Origin of the sequence: Paenibacillus sp. FSL L8-0470 (assembly GCF_038008625.1) — a bacterium.
GTDB lineage: Bacteria > Bacillota > Bacilli > Paenibacillales > Paenibacillaceae > Paenibacillus_AQ.
This window is the reverse complement of record NZ_JBBOZM010000001.1, coordinates 1,399,503-1,421,893: the sequence shown is the minus strand read 5'-3', so window position 1 is coordinate 1,421,893 and position 22,391 is coordinate 1,399,503. Positions and strand designations below refer to the sequence as shown.

Sequence of the window (22,391 nt, the reverse complement as noted above, 5' to 3'; positions counted from 1 at the left end):
TACTGGCGAAGCAGTTGTTCTTGCTCTAGCATACGCCGGAAATGTAGCTCTCCGCAGAGCCTACCGGCTACATCAGGCCCTTCTGTAGCAGCACCAGCAAGAGCAGCAGCAGGACCTCCAGCAACTCGTTCAGCGCGCCGTACACATCGCCGGTGAGCCCGCCGAGCCGGCTGCTGATCCGCCGCGCCGCGAAGTGTCCGCAGAGCACTGCGGACACCGGGGCAAGGCAGGCCGCCGCCAGATGCTGCGGCCAGGTACCGCTTGCCGCGCCGAGCGCAAGTGGCGCAGCGGCAGCGGCCAGTGAGAGCAGCGCGGCGGTGAGCAGCGCGCGCCGCTCCTGCCGGGGCGGCAGCTCCGCGAAGCTGGCTGCCAACCCCTCATTGCCGCGGGCAACAGGATAGCGGGCCATCGCCCGCACCATATACCAGCGGCTCCAGACCGGCGGCAATAACAGCAGCGGCAGCTCGTAATAGGTGCCGCCTTCAATAAATGCCGCCAGCAAGGCGGCCTTCAGCAGCAATAGCAGCACGCAGGCCAGGACGCCCATCGCCCCTACGCGGCTGTCCTTCATGATCTCCAGCATCCGCTCCCGCGAGCGGTAGCTGAGCAGTGCGTCGGCACTGTCCATCCAGCCGTCCAGGTGCAGCCCGCCGGTCAGCCCTACCCACAGGATGAGGGTGATTACAGCGGCAGGCCAAGCCGGCAGCAACCAAGCCGCTGCAGCGGCGCACAGCGCAGCACTCCCCCCGATCGCCGCGCCGACAAGCGGATAATAGACCACGCTGCGCCGCAGCAAATCACGGGAAAAGTCGCCGCCGCCCTTTACCGGAAAACGCGACAGGAACTGAAAAGCGGCGGCGGCATCCTCCCGCGCACTCATAGCAGGTACTCCCTGCTCTTCAGCTCAACCGGTATTCCGGCGGTGACGAGAAAGACCTGCTGGCACTGCCGGGCCAGCAGCGCATTCATCCGTCCGGCGAGATCACGGTACAGCCGTCCCAGTGCATATTCCGGCACGATGCCGTTGCCAACCTCGTTCGTAACCAGAACGAGCGTCCCCTGGAAAGACGCCACACTGTGCTCCAGCCTGGCGATTTCCTGCTCCACCCGCTCTTGTCTGTCCGCCTGCCCTTCCACCGCCAGCAGCATATTGGAGAGCCACAGGGTCAGGCAGTCTACAAGCACCGCCTTTCCCCCGGAGAGACGCTCCAGCAGAGCCGGCAAATCCAGCGGCTCCTCCAGCGTCTCCCACTGGCCGCCGCTTTCTTCGCGCTGCTGCCGGTGCAGGGCAATCCGCGCCTTCATCTCTTCATCGAACGCTTGCCCGGTCGCCACATAGAAAGCCTGACCGGCCAGAGACAGTGTCAGGCGTTCGGCAAAGCTGCTTTTGCCGCTGCGCGCTCCGCCTGTTACAAGGATGCTCATCGGCTCTCCGCCCCGGATACCCCTGCGCTTTCGAAGGTGGCCATTTCGCGCATAATCCGGCACACCGCTTCAATTAGATGAAGGCATAGGGCGCCCCCTGTTCCTTCGCCAAGACGCAGCCCAAGGTCGAGCAGCGCTTCCAGCCCCAGCCGTTCCAGCATCAGCTTATGCCCCTGCTCCCCTGAGACATGAGAGGCAATCATATAATGGATGGACTCCGGTGCAAGTGCTTTAGCCGCAAGCGCTGCGGCGCCGGAGATGAAGCCGTCAAGCACAACGGGAACCCGTGCAGCGGCTGCACCCAGAATAAGCCCGGCCAGACCGGCGATTTCAAGGCCACCTACCTTAGCCAACACGTCGATAGCATCGTCCGGATCCGGTGCATTGATCTGCAGCGCCCGCTCCACCACTGCGATTTTATGGCGCAGCCGCTCATCGTCAATGCCGGTACCCCGGCCTACAGCGGTCTCTGCAGGGATGCCTTCCAGTGCACACAGCACCGCAGCGCTGGCTGTCGTATTGCCGATGCCCATTTCGCCGGTGATAAGTATCTCCGTTCCGCTCTTCACCGCTTCCTCCGCCACGTTCACCCCGGCCAAAATGGCTCTCAGCGCTTCCTCCCGGCTCATCGCCGGTCCCTGCGCCATATTGCAGGTTCCGCGCCGTACCTTGCGGTCAATCAGCTCCGGATGGCTCAGGTCACCGCCTATCCCGATATCCACCAGCTTCACCTCTGCCCCGCCTTGGCGGGCCAGCACATTCACCGCTGCGCCGCCGCTGAGGAAGTTATGGGCCATCTGCACCGTAACCTCCTGCGGAAATGCGCTGACTCCCTCACTGCAGACACCGTGGTCTGCAGCCATGACCACTACGGTACGTTTACCGTAGCTTGGCTGTTCCACACCGGAGATTCCTGCCAGCCGAACGGCCAATGCCTCCAGCCGGCCAAGGCTTCCCGGCGGCTTGGTCAGGCTGTTCAGCCGGTCCCCGGCGCGCAGAATCGCTTGTTCATCGGCGGGGACAATCCGCCCGATCACTTCTTCCAATGCTGAAGTCATAGTTACTCCTCCTGTTTCTTCTATTACAACTCTATTTGAATAAACGTAGCTCCACGCAAGTGGAAACGGCTTCGCCGTCCTTAAAAAGGACGGTATCCGTTTCAGCGAGAAATAGAAGGATAATTTATAGCGTGAAGCATATAAATTCTTATATTTGCACAAAGCCCCCTTCTCCAAAGAAGGGGGCTTTGTGCTGCCACTGCTGCTGCCGCGAACTATTTTAGTGCATACCCCTATTTCTTCCTTAAGGATTATAGGTGATATAGCGGGATCATACAATTACATTTTTACCTTCATGCACTTGGAAAGCTGTCTATACCGCTGCTTCCGGGTGCAGAGCTTCAATGCTGTCTTGCGGAGAATTTCTTCACACGTATGATCATTTGCATTCACGCTTGCATTTACACTTGCATTCATATTCTTACTTTCATAAACCCTTCCATCCGCTCCAGCGCTTCGGTCAGCCTCTCTGTGGATGTCGAATAGGAGCAGCGGATATGCCCCTCGCCGCCGCTTCCGAACACATGTCCCGGAACTGCGGCGACTCCAGCCTCCCGCAGGAGGCGTAAAGCAAATTCCTCCGATTTCAATCCGGTATGAGCGATCGAAGGGAAGGCGTAGAACGCACCTTGCGGCTGATGGCAGTGAAGTCCAATTGTTCTGAGCCCTTCGACAAACAGAGTTCTGCGCTGCCGGAAACATGCCTTCATCCGGTCTTTATCGGGCAGTCCGCTGCGCAGGGATTCGATCGCGGCAATCTGGCCCAGCACCGGCGCGCACATCGCGGTATACTGATGTATCTTCAGCATCGCTGCCAGCAGCTCATGGTTCCCGCAGACATAACCGACACGCCAGCCGGTCATGGCGAATGCCTTCGAGAAGCCGCTGATCACTATCGTCCGCTCCTGCATGCCGGGGAGCGAAGCGATACTAACATGAGTGCTGTCATAGGTAAGCTCCGCATAGATTTCATCTGAAAGCACGAGCAGATTATGCTCTTTTACAACTTCTGCAATCGGCAGCCAGTCCTCGTAGGACATGACCGCTCCCGTAGGATTATTCGGGAAATTCACTACCAGCAGCTTCGAGCGTGGGGTAATGGCCTTACGCAGCATTTCCGCTGTAAGCTTGAAGCCCTGCTCTGCCGTAGCCTCCACCTCAACCAGCGTCCCTCCGTTTAAGTGGGCAATTGGCGAATAGGCAATATAGCTGGGAGAAGGGATGATGATCTCATCACCCGGAGCCGTGAAAGCGCGCAGTGCCAGATCAAGGGCTTCGCTGCTGCCCACCGTAACCATGATCTCGTCCGCCGGATGATACTGCAGTCCAAAGCTGCTCCCCAGATATTGGGCGATCTCTTCTCTAAGCTCCATGAGTCCGGCATTCGAGGTGTACATCGTCTCCCCGCGGTTCAAAGCGCGGACGCAGGCAGCTCTTACATGCTCAGGTGTAGCGAAATCCGGTTCACCTACGCCCAGTGATATAATATCGTTGTTACCGGCAGTAAGATCAAAAAAAGCCCGGATACCCGAAGGTGCAATCTCCCGCACACGGGGAGCTATCCAATCCTCTGCCAGCTTGCGGTTCTCCTTAAGCATGACCTGCTACCTCTTGCCTTTCTTCTTCCCTCTGCATCTCCGTTAACTCTTGTGTTACTTGGACTGCCTGATTCGCACGCTGTTCCTTCAGAGAACCCGCGATAATCTCATCCAGCAGATTGCTGAAGGTGAATCCGGCCGCAAGTGCGCTTTTGGGCAGCAGGCTGGTTTCGGTCATACCCGGCAGCGTGTTGACCTCCAGTACGTAGGGATTCCCATCCTTCAGCAGTATATCCACCCGTGCATATACCGAGCATTTCAGCGTATGATAACAGGTCAGCGCCGCCGCTTGCACCCGCTCCAGGATCTCGGCAGGCAGCTGAATAACCTGTTCGTCGGCTCCGCCCTGCTCATATTTGGAGCTGTAATCGAACCAGTCCGCGCCAAGCGCATTGATGCCGATAACGGGCAGCAGGGTTCCGCCGAGGATCGGGCAGGTAATCTCCTGGCCTTCGGTATATGCTTCGACAAGCACAGACTGGTCCGCCCCAAAAGCTTTCTCCACCGCACTCCGCAGCTCCTGCACGCTATTCACCTTGGTCATCCCGATGCTGGAACCGCCTGAGTTCGGCTTCACCATCACCGGGTAACCGAGCTGTTCCACGGCTTCCGGCGCAACATCCTCCGCCCGGTCCCAGCACAGCCAGTCAGGCGTAGGAACACCTTTGCTGCGAAGAATTGTTTTGGACAGATGTTTATCCATGCATAGGCTGCTGGACAGCACGCCACTCCCGGAATATGGGATGCCAAGCGTCTCCAGCGTACCCTGAACTGTTCCATCCTCGCCATAGGTTCCATGAAGGGCCAGCAGCGCAAAATCCAGACCTTTTACCTGTCCGATCAGCTGTTCACGCTCTGTAATAACCACCGGGACAACCTCATATTTGCTCCGGTCCAGGTGCTTCAGCATTTCTCTGCCGGTATTCAGCGACACTTCATATTCAGAGGAAACCCCGCCCATTATTACGCCTACTTTTATCATCCCCATAACCCCTTTTCATCCCAGTAGTTGCCGTGCTGCCCTGCCGATAATCTCAATTCCCCTGCGGATATCCCCGTCAGCCACCCTGGAGAAGCCCAGGCGCAGCGTGTTTTGTCCTGTTCCATTCGTGAAGAAGATATCCCCCGCTGTAAAAATAACCCCCCGCTCACGGCAGGCATCCAGCAGTTCTCTTGTACTAAAGCCTTCGGGAAAGGTTACAAAAAGATGCAGTCCGCCATCTCCACTTATCCCAAAATATGGCAAGTACTCCTTGCAGCATTCCAGCGTCAGCTCGTATTTCCGTTTATATTCCGTTCGCGCTCGTTTGAGGTATTTTTCCAGATGTCCGCCGAGCAGATATTGATACAGAATGGATTGATCCAGCGTTGAAGTATGAATACTGCGGGCTCTTTTGACACTTTCCAGATAGTAGATCAGCTCCTGATCAGCCAGCACCCAGCCTACCCGCAGTCCGGGAAACAACACCTTGGAGAAGCTGCCAAGATAGACGACGCTGTTCCCGCCGCCCGCCGCCGCGATTAACGGAGCCACATGTGAGCCCGAATAGCGCAGCTCTTCGTTGAAGCCGTCCTCGATGACCGGCACCCTGTACTCTGCCATCAGCTTCATCAGCCCTTGTCTTTTTTCGGGGGACATGACGATGCCGGTAGGATTGTGATAGGAAGGCACAAAATACGCGCAGTCATACTCCCGCTCCTCCAGCGCCCGTTTCAGTTCACCGAGGTGGATACCATCCCGCTCCATGGTTACTCCAGTGATCGCAAATCCATTCAGCCGCATATTTTTGATCGCCGTATGATGGGTCGGATTCTCGCAGAGCACACGCCCATGCTTCTGGCCAAGTGCGGATAGCACCAAATCGAAGCCTTCCGTAAAACCATTCGTAATCAGCATATCCTTGCCGCGCATATCCACGCCCTTATGCTCCATATATTGCCGCAAATAGTCTATTAAAGGCTTATACCCCTTGGCATAGCCATAGTTCAGCAGAACGTTGCCCTCTACGGACATGCGGTCCAGAAAGGCCCGCTTTACATTATCCAGATCAAACAGGCTCTCATCGGGCGCAATACTGGTAAAAGAAATCGTGCCCTTCTCCGCGCGGATTCCGCGCTTCATTATATCCAGTTCCTCCGCCAGCAGCGCGCGGCTGTTCATCCGCTCTTTCCAGTCCACAGTCCAGGAGGGGGCCGCCGCACTCTCAGTAGAGGCAGCAAGCGAAACATAACTTCCTTGACCCTGCACCGTATACGCAAAGCCGTCATCCGTAAGCCCCGCATAGGCGGAAATAATTGAATTGCGGCTGACTTTCAGCAGTGTGCTGAGCTCGCGTGTCGACGGAAGCTTCTGGCCACCTTGGAGGGCGCCTTTTAGAATGAGATGCTTCAAATAATCCTTCACCTGAATATATACCGGACGTCCGGCAATGAGCTTGAAATCCTTAAACATGCTTCAATCGCCCCCATAGCTATCATGGCACAGTCGCCAGCGTAAAAAAAGAACCACAACCCCGGGATTTTCTTCCGGTGTGGTTCTATGACGGGATAACCCAAGCGTCCCGCAGTGATATAGCTTTTTAATTACATAATGTGGGTACTTTTCTGTGCATCCAGTTTCTGCGGACCCACAGCTTCCCAGCTGTATACACGGCTCATGGACTAATCAACGCCTGCATCATGGGATTTCTTCTAGTGCTTACAGATGCGTTTGGCAGAACATTTTTTTTGAATAAGGATTACCACTGCCACTTGCCTGCGCTCCGTACCAGTGTAAGTACTACCGCTGTTCCAGGCGGCGGAGCGGCGGCAGTACGGAAAGTCACGTCCTCCAAAGCCCGTGCCAGCAGCTGGCGGATTACACCGCCGTGGGTCACCAGCAGCACACGCAAATGCAGCGGTTCTTCACTAGGATGGTGGCCCGGGGCGGCAGTTTGGCCGGTACCGTCTTCAGGGGGCAGGCTTAATTCAGCCTCATCCCCGCTTGCTGCGGCTGACTGCCTTAGTTCCTGTAAAAAAGAGTCCAGCCGCGCTTCGAACGCCTGCCAGGATTCCCCGTCAGGCGGCGTGACCTCGGCAGGATCATCAATCCAGCTTCGATAATCGGGATTATTCTGCAGCTGCTCATAAGTACAGCCCTCCCACGCGCCGAAGCTCATCTCACGCAAACGGGAATCATAAATGGCCGACGCCTCAAGACCTGGTGCGATGCAAGCCAATGTCTCCCGGCATCTGCGCAAATCGCTGCAATATACCCGCCAGAAAACACCGCGCAGTTCAGGCTGCTCCCTGCGCGCAGTCATCTCCTCCCGTGCTCCGGGCAGTAGAGGAATATCCGTACTCCCCAGATAACGGCGTTCCTTATTCCACTGCGTATGGCCATGGCGGAGAAGAACTAACTGGAGCTGGAGTACTTTGGGCAGCACTTTGGGCAGCACTTTGGGCCGAACTTGATCCAGTTTTGGAGCCAGCACCTGTGCTTTCTCATCCCTCGGCCTTGGCTCTTTTCTTATCTCCTGCTCTAGCACTTGTTTTAGTTTTGACTCTTTTCCGTGCTTTTGCCCTTGCTGTTGTTCTTGCTCTTGCCTTTGATCTTGCCCTTGCCTTTGATCTTGCCCTTGCCTTTGTTCTTGCTCTTGCCGTTGTTCTTGCCCTTGCCTTTGTTCTTGCCCTTGCCTTTGTTCTTGCCCTTGCCTTTGTTCTTGCCCTTGCCTTTGTTCTTGCCTTTGTTCTTGCCTTTGTTCTCGCTCTTGTCTTTGTTGTTGCTCTTGCTCTTGCTCATGCTCATGTTCGCGCACATGCCCATGCTTAAGTTCTTGTCCATGTTCTTGTCCATGTGTTAGATCTGTCATGCCCGCCGCTCAGCCTCCGATCCAAATCCATGCCAATGCCGCACAGAAGCAGACGAATATTGCCGAAGAGAGCAGCATCAGTCGGGAGGTCACAATGATATCCTCCGGTTCCAAAGGACGCAGCGGGTCTCCCATGTAAGCCCGGAACGAAGTGATGCCGTGATAGACATTTTCGCCCCCCAGCCGAATGCCCAGTGCTCCGGCAACTGCTGACTCCGGGTAGCCGCTGTTCGGACTTGGATGAAGGCGGGCATCGCGAAGTACGGTGCGCCAGCAGCCCTGCCAATCCAGCCGCAGCAGCCAGGCGCATAAGGTTAACAGCAGCGCAGTGATTCGCGCCGGTATGTAATTGGCCACATCATCGAGCCGGGCGGATGCCCAGCCGAGGTCGCGGTATTTGTCGTTCTTGTAGCCGACCATGGAATCCAGCGTGTTCACTGCACGGTAAGCCATGGCCAGCGGTGCACCGCCCAGCAGGGCAAAGAACAGCGGGGAAATAATCGCATCGACGATATTCTCCGCTACGGTTTCCACAGTGCCGCGGACAATCTCCGGGCTTTCCAGCCCAGCCGTATCGCGGCCGACGATCATCCCCAGCGCCTTGCGCGCTGCGGGAAGATCACCCTTGCGCAGCTCGACATATACGGCAAGCCCTGCCTCCTTCAATCCTTTGGCGGCAATCGTTGTGGAGATCAGCCAAGCCCCGGCTGCCCAGCCGAGCCAGGGAGATACCCAGGACAGCAGTCCGACGAGGAGTGCTGTCAGCCCCCAGGCTCCGCCCGCCACCAGCAGCGGCAGCAGGACCCCGGCCCGCTTCAGACTCCGCGGCTGCAAGACAAAGCGGCGGATCAGCCGCTCGATCGCAGAAATCGCCTTCCCCATATACACTACGGGATGGGGAAGACTCCTTGGATCGCCTACGATAAGGTCCAGCATATAGGCTGCCAGCAATATTAACGCAAGACTCACAGGCACTCACCCCGCCGGGTTATCAGGAATAGGCTGCTCATTGCCCGCCCGTCCTAGCCTGCTCCTGTGGAGCAGATGGCACAGCTTGGGTCAGTCGAGCGGATGACACAGTTTGAGCCAGTGGAGCAGGTGGCACAGCTTGAGCCATGGAGGCGCTTTGGATGGCTTTCGCCTTGGAATCATATCGCACAACTTGATCTGTTTGAACCGATATTACTGGTTCAGCCAATTGTTCCACCTTAGCTGGCTGCACAGATTGCGCCGGCTGAACGGATTTCACCGACTGCAGGCTGCCGGTAACAGCGGCATACACCAGCCTGCCAATCGCGCCGCCAAGATCAGTAGCTGTTCCAGCGTAGACATGCTCCGCGCCGTAGCGCCCGCTTTGGCTCACGGCAAGCACAACCGCATCCGTGGTTGTGCCGGTTGCAATCAGGCCGTTCTCGGGATCGGTGACGCCGAGATCGGCCAGGGCGGCAGCTTTGGCTTCGGCTGCCGTCATTACGGCATTGACCATCGCCGCCGGAGTCAGCCGTCCATCAATGCCGAGCATAATATTGATCGTGCCGGGGCGGTAAGCCGCCAGCACGGGGCGCTCCACCCCGGCGCGCGCGGCATTGCCTGAAGCGGCCGTCACACAGCAAAAGATACCTGCCGAGCCGGTATCTTCTTCTATCACAGCTGCGTGCTCCAGCGGCACAGCGGTCATAAGGCCCGCACAGCCTTCTTGCGGGTAGCCCCATTCGCGCAATTTAAGCTCCATATCCCGCACAGGATCGCTGCACTCGTAATCACGACTGACAAATTGGTTGACGGCCCGCTGTAGTCGCCCCATTCCCCCGCCGTACACCGCACTCGAAATCCCATCCGCCTCAGCCGGGAACTCCAGCAGCAGATGTCCTTCCTTCCATTCCAGTACAAGCCCCGGCCATACCCTGCTCAGATACACAGTTTCCCCGCCGGTAAGATTAAAAGGGATTTTCACTTCGTCCATCTTCTACCATCTCCCCTCACAGTTTTTTTCCACAATCTATGCACAGCATCAGCCTTGTTCGCAGTTTCAACCTGGTTCGTACTTCAGCTCCATGTTCGCAGCTTACTACGGCTCGTAACTCCTACTGTAATTGTACTCAAAAAGCGGGCAAGAAGAAGCATGCCATCCAGCCGATCTCACTAAACATTGCCGCACAAGGAATGAATAACATAAAACTCTCATCAACGTTGATTCTTGCTAAGTATTGAAGGGCAGCCAGATCACTATGACTTTTTATAGTAATAACCTTAGCTCTCTAACAAACTTTTTCTCAACTAACATACTACTTCTCCTTTAACCTACCTCTTCTTAGCTAACATACTACTTCTCCTTTAACCTACCTCTTCTTAGCTAACATACTTCTTCCCCTCTAACCTACCTCTTCTCAGCAAATCTACCTCTTCTCAGCTAACTTATTACTTCCCCTCTAACCTACCTCTTCTTAGCTAACATACTTCTTCCCCTCTAACATACCTCTTCACATCCTCAACTATAGAGATAACTGCATACTGTACAACTAAAAGCTCTCATTTCAGGAGGAAATTTGATTTAGTTGCACTCCGTACATCTAAAAAGCCTGTTTCAGCAGAAATGCCCATTTCAGCTACTTTTAATTGCACAAAATACAAGTAACTCTCAAACTACCCTGCAGCCGCACCTGATAGTTGCAGAAAATACATCTATTCCATAATCTCATCACACTCATATTCGCTGCTACAGTCAGCAGATCCGCAAGCAAGCACATTGCAAATAGTTACAACTCTGATCGCTATGACTGGCCGCCACTGCTATTCTCCGCAGATTAATAATCTTCGCCAGCTTATGCCTCCTGCATATATCTGTCTGAGCAAGCAGCCCAGCCGATCATAAAAATTCCCCCTGCATAATCTCCGCCATCTGCCGGAGCAGCCGGGCATTGTCGCCCTGCCCCCGGACCGCGACGCGGATATGGCCGGGCCCCAGGCCGGCATACATGGCGCAGCTGCGCACCAGGATGCCGCTGCGGCCCAGCCTAGCCTGCATTTCCTGCGCCGTCCATGGCGCAGGCAGGCCGGCGAGCAGGAAGTTGGCCTCGCCCGGCGGCACAGCGCAGCCAAGGTGCAGCAGCCCCTGCCGCAGCACCTCCCGCTCCCCCGCGATTAACTCGCGGGTGCGCACCTCATAGGCTTGCCCGCTGCGCAGGCAAGCCTCCCCGGCCAGCAGCGCCAGGCCGTTCACGCTCCATGTCACCTGCTTGGCGGTCATTGCCGCTGCAAGCTCGGGATGCGCGACCGTGAATCCCAGGCGCAGCCCCGGGATGGCATAGAACTTCGTCATCGAGCGGATCAGCACCGTCTGACGGTACCCCGCCAGCTCCGGCAGCAAAGATTGCCGCCGCTCCCCGGGAATGAAGTCGATGAACGCTTCATCGACTGCAAAAATGGCCCCGCAGCGCTCCGCCTTGCGTGCCAGCAGACGGAGGTCGTCCAGCGAATACTGGACGCCGTTTGGATTGTTCGGCTGGCCGAGGAACAGCAGATCGACCTGCTCCAGCAGTCTGGCGATGCTCTGCACACCTGCCCGGTAATCCTGCTCCTTCGTTCCCTGAACGGACAAGACCTCCGCACCGAACTGCTCCGCAAGCTGGCGGTACTCGGAGAAGCAAGGCTCAATGATCCCCACCTTGCGCGGTGCTGCAGCCAGCAGTAACAGCGCCATTGACTCTGCTGCCCCGTTGCCCACCGTAATCCAGCTGCTGTCTACTTCAAGACTCTCCGACAGCAGCGACTTTAATCTGCGGTGTCCGGGATCGGGATAAGCCGTGACGGCTTGCCCGGAATCACGCAGCAGCTCAAGTACGCCGGGCGGCGGGCCCAGCGGGTTAATATTGGCGCTGAAATCAAGAAACAGGCCGTCCCCTACCCCATAGAGTTCCGCTGCTGTCAGCAAATCACCGCCGTGGCCATATTTTTCAAGCATAGTTCTGCACTCCCTCTGATCGTTCTCGCGGGTATCTTCTTCATTGACCCAATTATTGCCCCTTTGCCAAGAGTACGTCAATGCCCCGGCATCAGTGAATGCACAGTTAGGTTCTTCAGCACACATAGCTGCTTATATGAAAAATGTTTTCTATTTTGTGAAATGCAAGCTTTTAGTTTAGAATAAATGCAGTAGTTAATCATGCCTAAGCGGAGGAATACACTATGCTTTTTATCGATAACACAGGAATCACAGACGCATCGATTAATCTGGCGATTGAAGAGTTTGCACTTAAAAACCTGCCGATGGACGAAAGCTATCTGCTCTTTTATATCAACAGTCCGTCCATCATCATCGGCAAACACCAGAATACGATTGAAGAGATCAACCAGGAGTATGTAAAAGACAACAACATCCAGGTCGTGCGGCGGTTGTCCGGCGGCGGGGCTGTCTATCATGACCTCGGCAATCTCAACTTCAGCTTTATTACCAAAGACGACGGACAGTCGTTCCATAACTTTCTCAAATTCACTCAGCCGGTGATCGACTACTTGCAGTCCATGGGTGTAAATGCCGAGCTTAGCGGGCGCAATGACCTTCAGGTCGGCGAGCAAAAGATCTCCGGAAATGCCCAATTCTCCACACGCGGACGTATGTTCAGCCATGGAACCTTGATGTTCAACCTCAATTTGGATGATGTGCAGGCATCGCTCAATGTCAATCCGGAGAAATTCAAATCCAAGAGCACCAAATCCGTGCGCAGCCGGGTGGCCAACATTAAGGAGCTGCTCGGCACTGAAATGACGATTGAGGAATTCCGCGAAGGCCTGCTGCGTTCCATCTTTGGCATGGAGCCTTCCGAGGTTCCACAGTACAAGCTGACCATGGACGACTGGGTTCGGATCAATGAAATTTCCAGGGAGCATTACCAGAACTGGGATTGGAACTACGGCCTGTCGCCGAAAAGCAATGTGAAGCATACCCGCAAATTCCCGGCAGGACTTGTCGATATCCGCATGGATATTGAAGATTCCATTATTCAAGAGATCAAAATCTATGGTGATTTCTTCGGCGTCGGCGATGTGGCAGACGTAGAGAACGCGCTGCGCGGCAAACGTTATGAGCAAGCTGAGGTCAGAGACGCTCTGTCCGGGCTCGATCTGAAGCATTATTTCGGCCGCATTGAGCCGGAGGACTTTATCGGGCTTATTTTCCTGGAGGAATAGCTTTTCGCAAGTGGAAACGGCTTTGCCGTCCTTTTTAAGGACGGTACCGTTTCAGCGAGAAATAGAAGGATAAGTTATCGTGTGAAACATATAAATTCTTATATTTGAACAAAAACCAGCCAAGCTCCAATAACGGGAGTCTGGCTGGTTTTTTTAATGAAACAGCGGTTTCCAGCGCCGTTCCTTCCTCTGTTCACATTCAGTTATGCTTTGGAAAGCTTGCGCTTCTGGTACAGCAAAAGTCCTGTTACAAAATATATTATGGTGAGCAGAGCAATCATTGTGAAATCAAACCATACCTCATGCAAGCCTGCTCCATCGTTCAAGATGTGATTAAAAGCATTGGCGGTATGCGTAAGCGGCAATAAATCTGTGATCCCAAAGGAATGCCCGTGGATTGTCAATATACTCATCTTCGGCAGGGGGAACATACTCCCTGAAAAAAACATTAGAATAAAGAAAGGAAAACAGCCGACAGTTAAAACATCAAAAACAGTATTCAGGAAGCTTGCTACCACTAAGCTTATAGCAACCATGGAGAAGCTCGACAGGATCCCAACGACAAGGATGGCACCAAATCCTCCTGCCGGTCTGTAGCCTAATCCAAGCGCCGTCCAGTAGGACAGAACAATGGCCCCTGCTGCTACGATGGCTTGCGTAATACATATACCGGCAAGGAAATTGAAGGCTCCAAGACGGCTGAGCTTCAACCTTATAAGTGTCTTCTTATCATTTTCCTTCACAATGGAAGCTGTGGCTGTAAACAGGATCATTAAAACAGCCAAAGAGATTAAACCCGGAACATAACCTTCAAATTCGTTCAACGGCTGTTTTTTCTCCAGAAAAGTTTCATTTATACTTGCGGGCAATGTTATTTCCGCTGCATCCAACCCCTGTTTGCTTATAGCATCTCCCACCCATACCGCCGCAACCGGATATCGCATATTCCCCATGCTTCCATAAAAGTTTACATGAGCAGAGTCTGCATTGTTCCCGGCAGCCTTGCCGGCTAATTTGTCAGAATAATCTTCTGGGATGAGGATTCCTATATCTACGACCTTTTCCTTTACCTTTGCTCTTAATGGCTCCTCGCCACCAAAACCGGTTACATTAAATAGATGCGAGTTGTCCTGCCCCTTCATATTCTTCAGATTGCTGATTAATTCGATGGATGCATGGCCTGAATCCAAATTCAGAACGCCTAAATGATAAGTGATAGGCCCTCCCCCGTAAAAAAGGTTCATCAGTACTAAAAAGAACGGAGAGAACATCAAGACCATCGCGAGAACTTTCCAATCCCTTATGTTTTCCTTAAAGGATTTGGTAACCGAAGCCGCCAGTCTCATTCCCGCAGCCCCCTTCCAGTCACAGCAATAAATGCATCCTCAAGCGTCCGCTTCCGGATCGTCATATCCTCTATATGTATGTTAAAAGCCTGCAATCTCTGGTTCACCTTCGGAATAAGCTCAAGAACTCCACCCGCCCCCAGCAGAAATAATCCATCCAAATAGGTTCGCTCTGTACATTCATCCGGCATCGACTTCAGGACTTGATGGGCCAAATCTGCGCTTACCCCATTAACCCGTATCTGCAGAAGTTCTCCCTCCCCGGACTTTGCCTTGAGCTTCTCGGGAGTGTCTATCAAAAGCACCTTCCCATGGTCCATGATAGCCACCCTGTCTGAAAGTCTGTCGGCTTCATCCATGTCATGTGTGGTGAGAATCACCGTTCTTTCTTGTGCCAGCTGCCTGATGAAGTCACGTACGAGTATTCTGCTCTGGGGATCAAGCCCTGCCTGAGGTTCATCCAAAATAATCAGCTTCGGGTCATGGACAAGTGCCAGCGCGATATTGAGTCTCCTTTGCATACCGCCTGACAACGTCTTGGCAAGCTTATTTCTTTTCTCCCAAAGTCCAAGCGATTGCAGCAGGCTTTCTGCCTTATTACCGGCTGCTCTGGAACTTAGCCCGTAGGCCATACCGGCAAATTTCAATTGTTCAAGGCAGGTAAGCAGCTCCCAGATGACGATTTCCTGCGGACACAGCCCTATCATCCCTTTTACACGTTCATAGCCGGAAGACATGGAGATTCCATTTACAGTAATACGGCCTGAATCCACTTTGAGAAGACCGCACAGCATTCTTATGGTAGTCGTCTTACCGGCACCATTGGGTCCGAGCAACCCGAATACCTCTCCCTTGCGAACCGAAAAGCTTACATTGTCTACTGCGGGCAGTTCACCATATGTTTTGCTTAATCCTTCTACAGAAAGAAAGTTCTCATGCTCCATACATTGGATTACTCCTTTCGTTTATTTCAGCCAGACCTGTTCAAACCGCTCAACCAGAAGCTCAATATCCTCCTCAGGATGAATCATCACATAAGAAACAACCCCATCGAGTGCCCCCATCAAGGAGATTCCATAGGCTTCGGGGTCCCTCAGATCAGCCTCTCCGGATTCCACTGCTTTTTGAAACATCCCTACAAAGAACGCAGTGCTTTGATTTACATATTCTCTGTAATACTCCATAAGGGCCGGAGCTTGCAAAGCCTTTGACATCGATAAGAAAAAAAAGCTCAATTCTCTTGGCCTGCTTGCCCAATAGTTCAGATATTCTTTAATATATTGTCTTAATCCATCCATAGCACTGCTATTCGAGTAAGCCTTTTCTGCCATTTCCATGACTGGCTCTGAAAGCTTCTGATTCGCCTCCATCAGGAGGACTTCCTTATTGGGAAAATGATGATAAAAGCCGCCCTTGCTGACACCGGCCCGCTTGGCTATAGCATCTACAGATGCGCCATCATAGCCCTTTTCGAGAAACTCTTCTACGGCTGCCAGGAGCAGAGACTCCACTCTATGTTGCTTTAACTGTTTTTTTGTCATATTCGGCTCTCCATTCCGACCGTCGGTATGTTCAATATAACAAGGTCTGTTGGTGATATCTGTGAATTAAATAACACCTTGCTCAAAAAGGACGAGAAAAAAGGCTCCCCGCTGCAAGCAGCGGAAAGCCTTCAGTGCCCCAGGAGGAGCTTCGGCCGTCTCAAGGGGTGAGTACAAATGCATAAATGACCAGTACAAGCGTAAACACAATACAGAGATTCTCTACTGCACTACCCTTCTTCGTGCCGGTGCTCATCAGCTTAAGCCGAAGCTTGAAGGGGATCGGAGGCAGCGGGGTGATCCCGCGCTGGGTCAACGAATCCGCCAGCAGATGCAGCGCATAGGACAGGCCGCCGGCAATCCACAGGCTGCCGCCGTCATTCATTTCCAGGGAGGCAAAATAGAGCAGCGCTCCCCACCCGGCCACCGCGTAGAGCGTATGTGTTAGCCCGCGGTGCGGGACCACGGAGGACACGACCAGCACGCAGGCGGCAATGTAGTTCCACGGGTCGTAATCGTCTGCGAACGCGAACAGCGCCAGCGCAATCAGCAGCATGACGAGATGCCGCAGCCTCCTGCCCGGCAGGAAGGACACGCTGCCCACCAGCAGCGCCAGGGCGATATTCCAGGGCGGAGCTGCAACCTCGGCAAAATAGAGATACACCGCTGCTCCGATCAGAGCCACCTGCAGGATGCGCAGCAGGAATTCGGGAATCGCCTTGCGCACCAGCAATGAATTCGGCTCATCGATATCGGGGAGCAGCGCGCTGACTGCTGCCACGGCGATCGCCGGAATCGTGATTTCATAGCCGAGCAGATTCATAACAGAGAGGGTAACCCCGGTGCTGATTACTAAATGGGATTTGCCCATCATAGAGAACCGCTCCTTTCTAAGTTGTCGAAATAAGAACAAGTGTACGGTTATCGAAGTATACCAAGGTCTGGATTTTTTGTCCAGCCTGGGCTGAATGATTAAGTTTCACTCCTTGTACCAGCTGCCCTTTTGCGCAGTTTCGGCTTGTCCTTCCCCCTGTTTTAGGATACAATTTGGACAACTTGATACAGCAGCTGAACTCTATCTAACCCTTCTTATATTCCAGGAAAGGATGACCACTGTGACCCGCTCCAGAATCGCCGATCTCAGTCTGCTGCTGGTAGCGATAATGTGGGGCTCAACGTTTCTGATTGTACAGCATGCCGTCAGAGTGCTGCCGCCTCTCGCTTTTAACAGTATCCGGTTTACGGGTGCCGCTCTGCTGCTGGCGCTGATTACCGCTGTTTTTTACCGCCATGAATGGAAAAAGCTAAGCTGGCGCATGGTGGGCCACTCCCTGCTGCTCGGCCTTTTTTTGTTTATGGGCTATGGCTTCCAGACGATGGGCCTGCTGTACACGACCACTTCCAACACCGGGTTCATTACCGGTCTGTCGGTGGTGCTTGTCCCTTTCCTGTCCTTGGCGCTGCTGAAACACGCTATATCCCGCTATACCTGGTTTAGTGCAATCCTGGCGGTGGCGGGACTTTATCTGCTGACCTTTACCGGCTCGGCATTCTCCCTGAATAAAGGCAACGGCCTGATTCTGCTCTGCGCTGTCGCCTTTGCGCTGCAGGTTGCCTATACTGGCGTGTATGCTCCGCGTTATCCGGCGCTGCCGCTGGCGACGCTGCAGCTCGCTTTTGTCGGACTGTTCAGCATTGTGGCTTCGCTCCTTGTAGACGGAACCGCACCGCTGGCTCACAGCGGAGAGCTGATCCTGAAACCGGATGTGCTGTGGGCGCTGCTGATATCCATTGGTCCAACGAGCGCGTTTGCCTTCTGGATTCAGACCGCCTGCCAAAAGTACACCACCCCGTCACGGGTAGCCATCATTTACGCTACGGAGCCAGTATTCGCCGTCTTGACCGGCCTTGCCTTCGGCGGTGAGACATTAGGCATCTCCGCTGGTTTCGGCTGCCTTTGCATCCTTGCGGCCATGCTAATGGCGGAGCTCAGCCCTGAACCGGCCAGGAACGGAGTTCTGCAGCAGGATAGAAACTGAGCCTGAAGCAGGACTGAACAGCAGTACAAACCACCGCTACAAGCCGGAAATACAAATACAAATAGAAGACAACTAAGGAGAGAACCACACATGTACAAATTGATTGCTATCGATATTGACGACACCCTGATCAATGATGAGAAAGAAGTAACTCCCGCAACACAGACCGCACTGGAACAGGCCGTTGCCGCAGGCGTTGTCGTAACTCTGGCTACCGGTCGCGCTTATGCTTCAGCACAAGCCATCGCCCGTCAAACGGGACTGAACGTGCCAATCATCACCTATCAAGGCGCATTGGTGAAGAACCTGATGGATGAAAAAGTACTGTACGAACGTTATGTCCCGCAGGATGCCGTACGCAAGCTGTTCACCTACTGTGTAGAGCATGACCTGCATCTGCAGACTTATATTGACGACAAGCTGTATGCCCGTGAAGAGAACCAGAAGCTGATTGATTACTCCGCGCTGAACGGAACCCAATACTATATTGAGCCGGATTGGGAAAAGCTCGTTCCGCAAAAAACGCCAAAAATGCTCATCATCGACGATCCCGCATTCCTGGACGAACTGTCGCCAATTCTGCGTGAGCTGCTGGGTGATTCCGTCCACATCACGAAGTCGAAGCCGCATTTCCTGGAAATCATGCATCATGAAGGCACCAAAGGCCTGGCGCTTGAGTTCCTTGCGGCCCACTTCGGCTGCGAGCTGTCCGAAACCATTGCTGTGGGAGATTCCTGGAACGACCACGAAATGCTGGAAGCTGCCGGACTCGGCGTTGCTATGGCCAATTCCATTCCCGCGCTGAAGGAAATCGCTGATTTCATTACACTCAGCAATAACGAAGACGGTGTAAAATTCGCTATCGATAAATTTATTCTGAATAACGTAGAAGCTTAAGCTGAGGTAAACCTTAGGCAGTGTGCTGTAATGATGGGGAATGCGGATGCTTCTGCGGGAACCGGGAGGTTGAAGTGTGCGATTGAAGATCGCATAAGTAACCCCCTGCTTAAATGTATTTGCTGCAACTATTTGGGGCAAAAACGATTGATTTTGAGAAATAGTTGTATTTCGCGCAATTAAAAAAGACGAAAACCTGCTTTTCAGCCGGAACCCGCCTATTTAAATGTACAAAGTGCAACTATTCCCCAATTGCTACTGAAAAGTAAAGATATAGCTGTATGAAATACAGTTAACCGCAATTGCGATTAAGCAGATCACTCAGTCTGTACGATGAACCGCTCATTACCTGACTGCTGATTACTCAACTAATTAATAGTACGCGTTCTGTCACTCAGGGCCGCATTGGCGCTACTGTATATCGCGTATTAATTCTCCGCCCTGGCCATTATGCAAAAGGGTGCTTAGTCCCGGGTCTGTAGACCTTGACTAAGCACCCTTTTGTTGTCCAGCGGGGCACAGCTAGCAGCATGCCGGGAATTCTACTGGCTCCGCGCCTGTCATGCTCACCCCTGACCCGCCAGCTCTACTATGCGCGCCTTTCATTTACTCCGAACGTGTGAGCGGGAGTCTTAGGCCCGTAACCGCCAGCGTCACATTTTCCGGCAAAATATAAGCTTTTCTCTGATCCACATCATGCGACATATGTGTGTATACGGCGCGTGCCGGCTGAACTGTCCGCAGCAGATCTGCTGCTTCCGTCATATCGTACACAGAGCGGGTCGACAGCTCCGCCGCCTCATAATAAAAGCTTGTACCCAGTACCAGCAGATCCAGGCCATGCATGCGCTCCGTTTCCTGCGGTGTAAGGGAGATGGAGTCCGGACAATATACCCACTTATACCCCTCCTTCTCCAGGCGGAAGGCGTAGGAGTATCCGTTTTTGCCGTGATTCACTTTCCACGTGTCGATTTGCCAGCCATCCAGCTTGATCCCGTCATCGCACGGTATCATCTGTATATTGCGGTCCAGCCATGGATATTGCCGCAGAATCACCGGAATCACCTCCGCAGGCGCGTACAGCTCCCCTTTATATCCCATCCAGCGGCAGGCATCTGCCCATTCGGGCAATCCGCCAATATGGTCGAAATGGGCATGAGTCACCAGCAGCCTGCGCATAGTACGCTGCCCAAGCAATTCCATCTGCCGCCGCCAGTCCGGCCCACAGTCAATTGCCACAAAATCACTGCCGTTATCTATAAGCACGGAAGAGCGAAGCCGCACATTCAGCCCGCCCGCTCTAGCCTCCATACAGGTCTCACAGCTGCAATATACCCGGGGAACGCCCATTGCGTCGCCTGTCCCCAAAAACACCAAGTTATCCATCTCTAATCTCTCCTTCAGTTCCCGGTGCGGAAGTTTAAGTAACCCCCATTATAGTACATCTCCCTCTTCATCTCATTATTATTAAAGCTCTCCATGCAAAAGCATATTTAGCATAGCAGTGAAAGGGGGGAGCTGTTAATGTAAAATGTGGATTTCAAGAACGCATACAGGAGGTTATTTTCATGGAAGACTGTTTGATCTGCAGACGGATTGACATGATTAAAGAAGACACCAATCCCTACTTCGTAGCTGAACTCGAAACCGGCTATGTGGTCATTGGCGACCATCAGTATTTTGAAGGCTACACTCTTTTTCTCTGCAAGGAACATAAACGGGAGCTTCACGAACTGGACAGCGGCTTCAAGCAGAAGTTTCTTATGGAAATGAGTAAAGTCGCCGAGGCGGTCAACATAGCTTTTGAACCGGATAAACTAAACTATGAACTGCTTGGCAACGGTGATTCACATATACACTGGCATATCTTCCCTAGAAGGTTAACAGAACCGAATCCTACTCATCCTGTTTGGTGGACGCCTAGAGAGACGATGTATTCAGAAAGTGTCAGACCGAGCCATGAGGCACTGGAAGAATTGAAGCATAAACTGCGGGGAGCGTTGGAGAAGTTGTAGGCTGACAAAGTATAGGCTTAAAGATTACATATAAAAACAGAGCAAAGACCGCCCTCTGCGGTGAGGTACGGTCTTATTTGCTGCAGCTTTGGTCTGCACAATCCTATCCGTATAAGTTATATTCCGGCCAGTACCTGATACCAGACTCCACGTTTGGCGTAGAGTGTGCTGCGCACTTCATCCCAGCCGCCAAGATACTGAATATCAAAAAGCCCAGCCGGGACAGGATAATGGTCTGCATTCTCCGCATACACCTGCTCATTCACCGGACGGAAGCCGTATTCGGCGAAGACCTCTTGGGCCTCCCGGGTTGTCAGGAAGTCCACCAGCGCCTCCGCTGCCTCGCGGGTTCCATGCTCATCCGCGTATTTGTCCACGACCGCCGCAGGATTCTCGATCAGGATCGTATTCTGTGGAATAACAACCTCATAATTTACACCCTGGGCAATCCGCGCCAGCAGCTCATTCTCATAGGTGACGATAACATCACCCACGCCGTATTCAAAGGCAGCCATCGAAGCCCGCCCGCTTTTGTCCAGAGATTCTACGTTCGCGTGTATGCTCTCCAAAAAAGCTTTAGCGGCAGCAGGGTCTTTCACCCCTCCTTGCGCCTCAGACAGCTTGAGACCCGCCCCATAGATGGCGTTGATGTCCCACTGTGCTCCGCCAGAGGTCTTCGGATTGGGATAAAGCACCTTAACGCCGGGCTTCGCCAAATCAGCAAAGTCGTGAATTCCCTTCGGGTTGCCTTCGCGTGTCCCTAGAGCGACAACCGAGCGGGTCACCATCCCGGCTTCTCCCCGCTCCTTCCAAGTTTTCTCTACCAGCCCTGCCTTTACCAGCTTGTCGACATCGCCTTCCATGGCCAGCAGCGTCACATCGGCTTCGAACCCGCCGGCAATTGCCCGGGCTTGGGTCCCCGAAGCCTCATAGGATTCCTGAAAGGCGATAGTCTGGCCGGTCTCCGCCTTCCACTTCGCTGCGAACAACGGCAGAATATCGCCCATCGCGTCTTTAGCCACACTATAGGCACCGACTACAAGCGTCAGGTCTCCTTGCTGGGGAGTTTCCTCCGCTGCGGTGTCCTGTTCCTTCGCGCAGCCGGCAAGGGCCAGCGCGAGCATTACCAGCATTAAGGCAGCTAGCCATCCGTGCAGTTGTCTGCTCCTTTTGAAAAGCCTCATACCGGCTCCACATCCTTCGGGGTGTTTGGTTTAACAATCTGTGTTGACAGCTTGGCTGGGGGAGGTTGGGGCTAAAGCTGCTGACAGTTCTTTTCAGTCAAGATGAACCCTCCAGTCATCCAATCAAGGTGACGTTCACAACTGCGGTGAATATTTGGACTTCCGGTCGCTGTTATGTTTGGATTTCCTGATTTGAACCGCTGCTAGCGGTAGAAATCCAAACATAAAGGCGAACGCTGTCGCTCCTACA

21 protein-coding genes are annotated in these 22,391 nt (G+C 53.6%); 4 read left to right on the top strand and 17 right to left on the bottom strand.

The features are described from left to right. Positions 1-67: 67 nt before the first annotated feature. The 11 genes from cobS to NST99_RS06550 all read right to left on the bottom strand — a co-directional run bounded on the left by cobS (position 68) and on the right by NST99_RS06550 (position 11,893). A complete protein-coding gene (gene cobS, locus NST99_RS06600) occupies positions 68-880 on the bottom strand; it encodes an adenosylcobinamide-GDP ribazoletransferase (RefSeq protein WP_341090509.1) in 813 nt (270 codons plus the stop codon). Next, complete coding sequence (gene cobU / locus NST99_RS06595) at positions 877-1,425, bottom strand: bifunctional adenosylcobinamide kinase/adenosylcobinamide-phosphate guanylyltransferase (RefSeq protein WP_341090507.1); 549 nt, start codon at positions 1,423-1,425, stop codon at positions 877-879. Before cobU ends, cobS begins: the two co-directional genes overlap by 4 nt. Further along, complete coding sequence (gene cobT / locus NST99_RS06590) at positions 1,422-2,483, bottom strand: nicotinate-nucleotide--dimethylbenzimidazole phosphoribosyltransferase (protein WP_341090505.1); 1,062 nt, start codon at positions 2,481-2,483, stop codon at positions 1,422-1,424. The genes cobU and cobT overlap by 4 nt, the downstream gene beginning before the upstream one ends. Positions 2,484-2,896: 413 nt before the next feature. Then, positions 2,897-4,081, bottom strand: coding sequence for an aminotransferase class I/II-fold pyridoxal phosphate-dependent enzyme (locus tag NST99_RS06585; protein ID WP_341090504.1), 1,185 nt, complete (start codon positions 4,079-4,081; stop codon positions 2,897-2,899). After that, entirely contained in the window at positions 4,074-5,063 is a 990-nt protein-coding gene (locus NST99_RS06580) for a D-alanine--D-alanine ligase (protein ID WP_341090503.1), read from the bottom strand. Before NST99_RS06580 ends, NST99_RS06585 begins: the two co-directional genes overlap by 8 nt. A gap of 15 nt (positions 5,064-5,078) precedes the next feature. Beyond that, entirely contained in the window at positions 5,079-6,533 is a 1,455-nt protein-coding gene (locus NST99_RS06575; protein ID WP_341090501.1) for an aminotransferase-like domain-containing protein, read from the bottom strand. Between the two features lie 286 nt (positions 6,534-6,819). Further along, the gene (locus NST99_RS06570) at positions 6,820-7,554 is read right to left on the bottom strand and encodes a histidine phosphatase family protein (RefSeq protein ID WP_341090499.1); all 735 of its coding nucleotides are present in this window, start codon (positions 7,552-7,554) and stop codon (positions 6,820-6,822) included. 59 nt (positions 7,555-7,613) lie between these two features. Continuing rightward, positions 7,614-7,916 (bottom strand): hypothetical protein, encoded by a 303-nt coding sequence (locus tag NST99_RS06565; protein ID WP_341090498.1) that lies wholly within the window; start codon positions 7,914-7,916, stop codon positions 7,614-7,616. A 25-nt stretch (positions 7,917-7,941) separates the two neighbouring features. Then, the gene (gene cbiB / locus NST99_RS06560) at positions 7,942-8,901 is read right to left on the bottom strand and encodes an adenosylcobinamide-phosphate synthase CbiB (RefSeq protein WP_341090496.1); all 960 of its coding nucleotides are present in this window, start codon (positions 8,899-8,901) and stop codon (positions 7,942-7,944) included. Positions 8,902-8,938: 37 nt separating this feature from the next. Then, positions 8,939-9,895 carry an adenosylcobinamide amidohydrolase gene (locus tag NST99_RS06555; RefSeq protein ID WP_341090495.1) on the bottom strand — a complete coding sequence of 319 codons (957 nt, stop codon included), beginning with the start codon at positions 9,893-9,895 and terminating at the stop codon, positions 8,939-8,941. 903 nt (positions 9,896-10,798) lie between these two features. Continuing rightward, positions 10,799-11,893 carry a pyridoxal phosphate-dependent aminotransferase gene (locus NST99_RS06550; protein WP_341090494.1) on the bottom strand — a complete coding sequence of 365 codons (1,095 nt, stop codon included), beginning with the start codon at positions 11,891-11,893 and terminating at the stop codon, positions 10,799-10,801. Positions 11,894-12,117: 224 nt separating this feature from the next. On the opposite strand from NST99_RS06550, the gene NST99_RS06545 reads away from it, so the two are divergent. Beyond that, positions 12,118-13,119 carry a lipoate--protein ligase gene (locus tag NST99_RS06545; RefSeq protein ID WP_341090492.1) on the top strand — a complete coding sequence of 334 codons (1,002 nt, stop codon included), beginning with the start codon at positions 12,118-12,120 and terminating at the stop codon, positions 13,117-13,119. Positions 13,120-13,322: 203 nt separating this feature from the next. Here NST99_RS06545 and NST99_RS06540 read toward each other — a convergent pair whose 3' ends face one another. From NST99_RS06540 to NST99_RS06525, 4 genes are all read right to left on the bottom strand, one after another. Further along, entirely contained in the window at positions 13,323-14,465 is a 1,143-nt protein-coding gene (locus NST99_RS06540; protein WP_341090489.1) for an ABC transporter permease, read from the bottom strand. Continuing rightward, positions 14,462-15,409, bottom strand: a complete 948-nt coding sequence (locus NST99_RS06535; protein ID WP_341090487.1) for an ABC transporter ATP-binding protein — start codon at positions 15,407-15,409, stop codon at positions 14,462-14,464. The genes NST99_RS06540 and NST99_RS06535 overlap by 4 nt, the downstream gene beginning before the upstream one ends. Positions 15,410-15,430: 21 nt before the next feature. Further along, on the bottom strand, positions 15,431-16,006 hold the full coding sequence (locus NST99_RS06530; RefSeq protein WP_341090485.1) for a TetR/AcrR family transcriptional regulator: 576 nt from the start codon (positions 16,004-16,006) through the stop codon (positions 15,431-15,433). A gap of 160 nt (positions 16,007-16,166) precedes the next feature. Next, positions 16,167-16,880 (bottom strand): metal-dependent hydrolase, encoded by a 714-nt coding sequence (locus tag NST99_RS06525; protein ID WP_341090484.1) that lies wholly within the window; start codon positions 16,878-16,880, stop codon positions 16,167-16,169. Between the two features lie 241 nt (positions 16,881-17,121). On the opposite strand from NST99_RS06525, the gene NST99_RS06520 reads away from it, so the two are divergent. Both NST99_RS06520 and NST99_RS06515 read left to right on the top strand, forming a co-directional pair. Beyond that, entirely contained in the window at positions 17,122-18,045 is a 924-nt protein-coding gene (locus tag NST99_RS06520; protein ID WP_341090483.1) for a DMT family transporter, read from the top strand. A gap of 90 nt (positions 18,046-18,135) precedes the next feature. Then, complete coding sequence (locus tag NST99_RS06515) at positions 18,136-18,942, top strand: Cof-type HAD-IIB family hydrolase (RefSeq protein ID WP_038587139.1); 807 nt, start codon at positions 18,136-18,138, stop codon at positions 18,940-18,942. A gap of 606 nt (positions 18,943-19,548) precedes the next feature. Here the strand turns inward: NST99_RS06515 and NST99_RS06510 are convergent. Continuing rightward, entirely contained in the window at positions 19,549-20,328 is a 780-nt protein-coding gene (locus NST99_RS06510; RefSeq protein WP_341090481.1) for an MBL fold metallo-hydrolase, read from the bottom strand. A gap of 182 nt (positions 20,329-20,510) precedes the next feature. Between NST99_RS06510 and NST99_RS06505 the strand changes: the two genes are divergently transcribed. Beyond that, positions 20,511-20,957 (top strand): HIT family protein, encoded by a 447-nt coding sequence (locus tag NST99_RS06505; protein WP_038587134.1) that lies wholly within the window; start codon positions 20,511-20,513, stop codon positions 20,955-20,957. Positions 20,958-21,073: 116 nt separating this feature from the next. Here NST99_RS06505 and NST99_RS06500 read toward each other — a convergent pair whose 3' ends face one another. After that, on the bottom strand, positions 21,074-22,141 hold the full coding sequence (locus NST99_RS06500) for a sulfate ABC transporter substrate-binding protein (protein WP_341090479.1): 1,068 nt from the start codon (positions 22,139-22,141) through the stop codon (positions 21,074-21,076). Positions 22,142-22,391 lie beyond the last annotated feature (250 nt).

What these genes read in the sequence shown, in the direction of transcription:
- cobS (WP_341090509.1), bottom strand. Translation starts at nt 880, where the DNA reads ATGAGTGCGCGGGAGGATGCCGCCGCCGCTTTTCAGTTCCTGTCGCGT.
- cobU (WP_341090507.1), bottom strand. Translation starts at nt 1,425, where the DNA reads ATGAGCATCCTTGTAACAGGCGGAGCGCGCAGCGGCAAAAGCAGCTTT.
- cobT (WP_341090505.1), bottom strand. Translation starts at nt 2,483, where the DNA reads ATGACTTCAGCATTGGAAGAAGTGATCGGGCGGATTGTCCCCGCCGAT.
- NST99_RS06585 (WP_341090504.1), bottom strand. Translation starts at nt 4,081, where the DNA reads ATGCTTAAGGAGAACCGCAAGCTGGCAGAGGATTGGATAGCTCCCCGT.
- NST99_RS06580 (WP_341090503.1), bottom strand. Translation starts at nt 5,063, where the DNA reads ATGATAAAAGTAGGCGTAATAATGGGCGGGGTTTCCTCTGAATATGAA.
- NST99_RS06575 (WP_341090501.1), bottom strand. Translation starts at nt 6,533, where the DNA reads ATGTTTAAGGATTTCAAGCTCATTGCCGGACGTCCGGTATATATTCAG.
- NST99_RS06565 (WP_341090498.1), bottom strand. Translation starts at nt 7,916, where the DNA reads ATGGACAAGAACATGGACAAGAACTTAAGCATGGGCATGTGCGCGAAC.
- NST99_RS06555 (WP_341090495.1), bottom strand. Translation starts at nt 9,895, where the DNA reads ATGGACGAAGTGAAAATCCCTTTTAATCTTACCGGCGGGGAAACTGTG.
- NST99_RS06550 (WP_341090494.1), bottom strand. Translation starts at nt 11,893, where the DNA reads ATGCTTGAAAAATATGGCCACGGCGGTGATTTGCTGACAGCAGCGGAA.
- NST99_RS06545 (WP_341090492.1), top strand. Translation starts at nt 12,118, where the DNA reads ATGCTTTTTATCGATAACACAGGAATCACAGACGCATCGATTAATCTG.
- NST99_RS06540 (WP_341090489.1), bottom strand. Translation starts at nt 14,465, where the DNA reads ATGAGACTGGCGGCTTCGGTTACCAAATCCTTTAAGGAAAACATAAGG.
- NST99_RS06535 (WP_341090487.1), bottom strand. Translation starts at nt 15,409, where the DNA reads ATGGAGCATGAGAACTTTCTTTCTGTAGAAGGATTAAGCAAAACATAT.
- NST99_RS06530 (WP_341090485.1), bottom strand. Translation starts at nt 16,006, where the DNA reads ATGACAAAAAAACAGTTAAAGCAACATAGAGTGGAGTCTCTGCTCCTG.
- NST99_RS06525 (WP_341090484.1), bottom strand. Translation starts at nt 16,880, where the DNA reads ATGATGGGCAAATCCCATTTAGTAATCAGCACCGGGGTTACCCTCTCT.
- NST99_RS06515 (WP_038587139.1), top strand. Translation starts at nt 18,136, where the DNA reads ATGTACAAATTGATTGCTATCGATATTGACGACACCCTGATCAATGAT.
- NST99_RS06510 (WP_341090481.1), bottom strand. Translation starts at nt 20,328, where the DNA reads ATGGATAACTTGGTGTTTTTGGGGACAGGCGACGCAATGGGCGTTCCC.
- NST99_RS06505 (WP_038587134.1), top strand. Translation starts at nt 20,511, where the DNA reads ATGGAAGACTGTTTGATCTGCAGACGGATTGACATGATTAAAGAAGAC.
- NST99_RS06500 (WP_341090479.1), bottom strand. Translation starts at nt 22,141, where the DNA reads ATGAGGCTTTTCAAAAGGAGCAGACAACTGCACGGATGGCTAGCTGCC.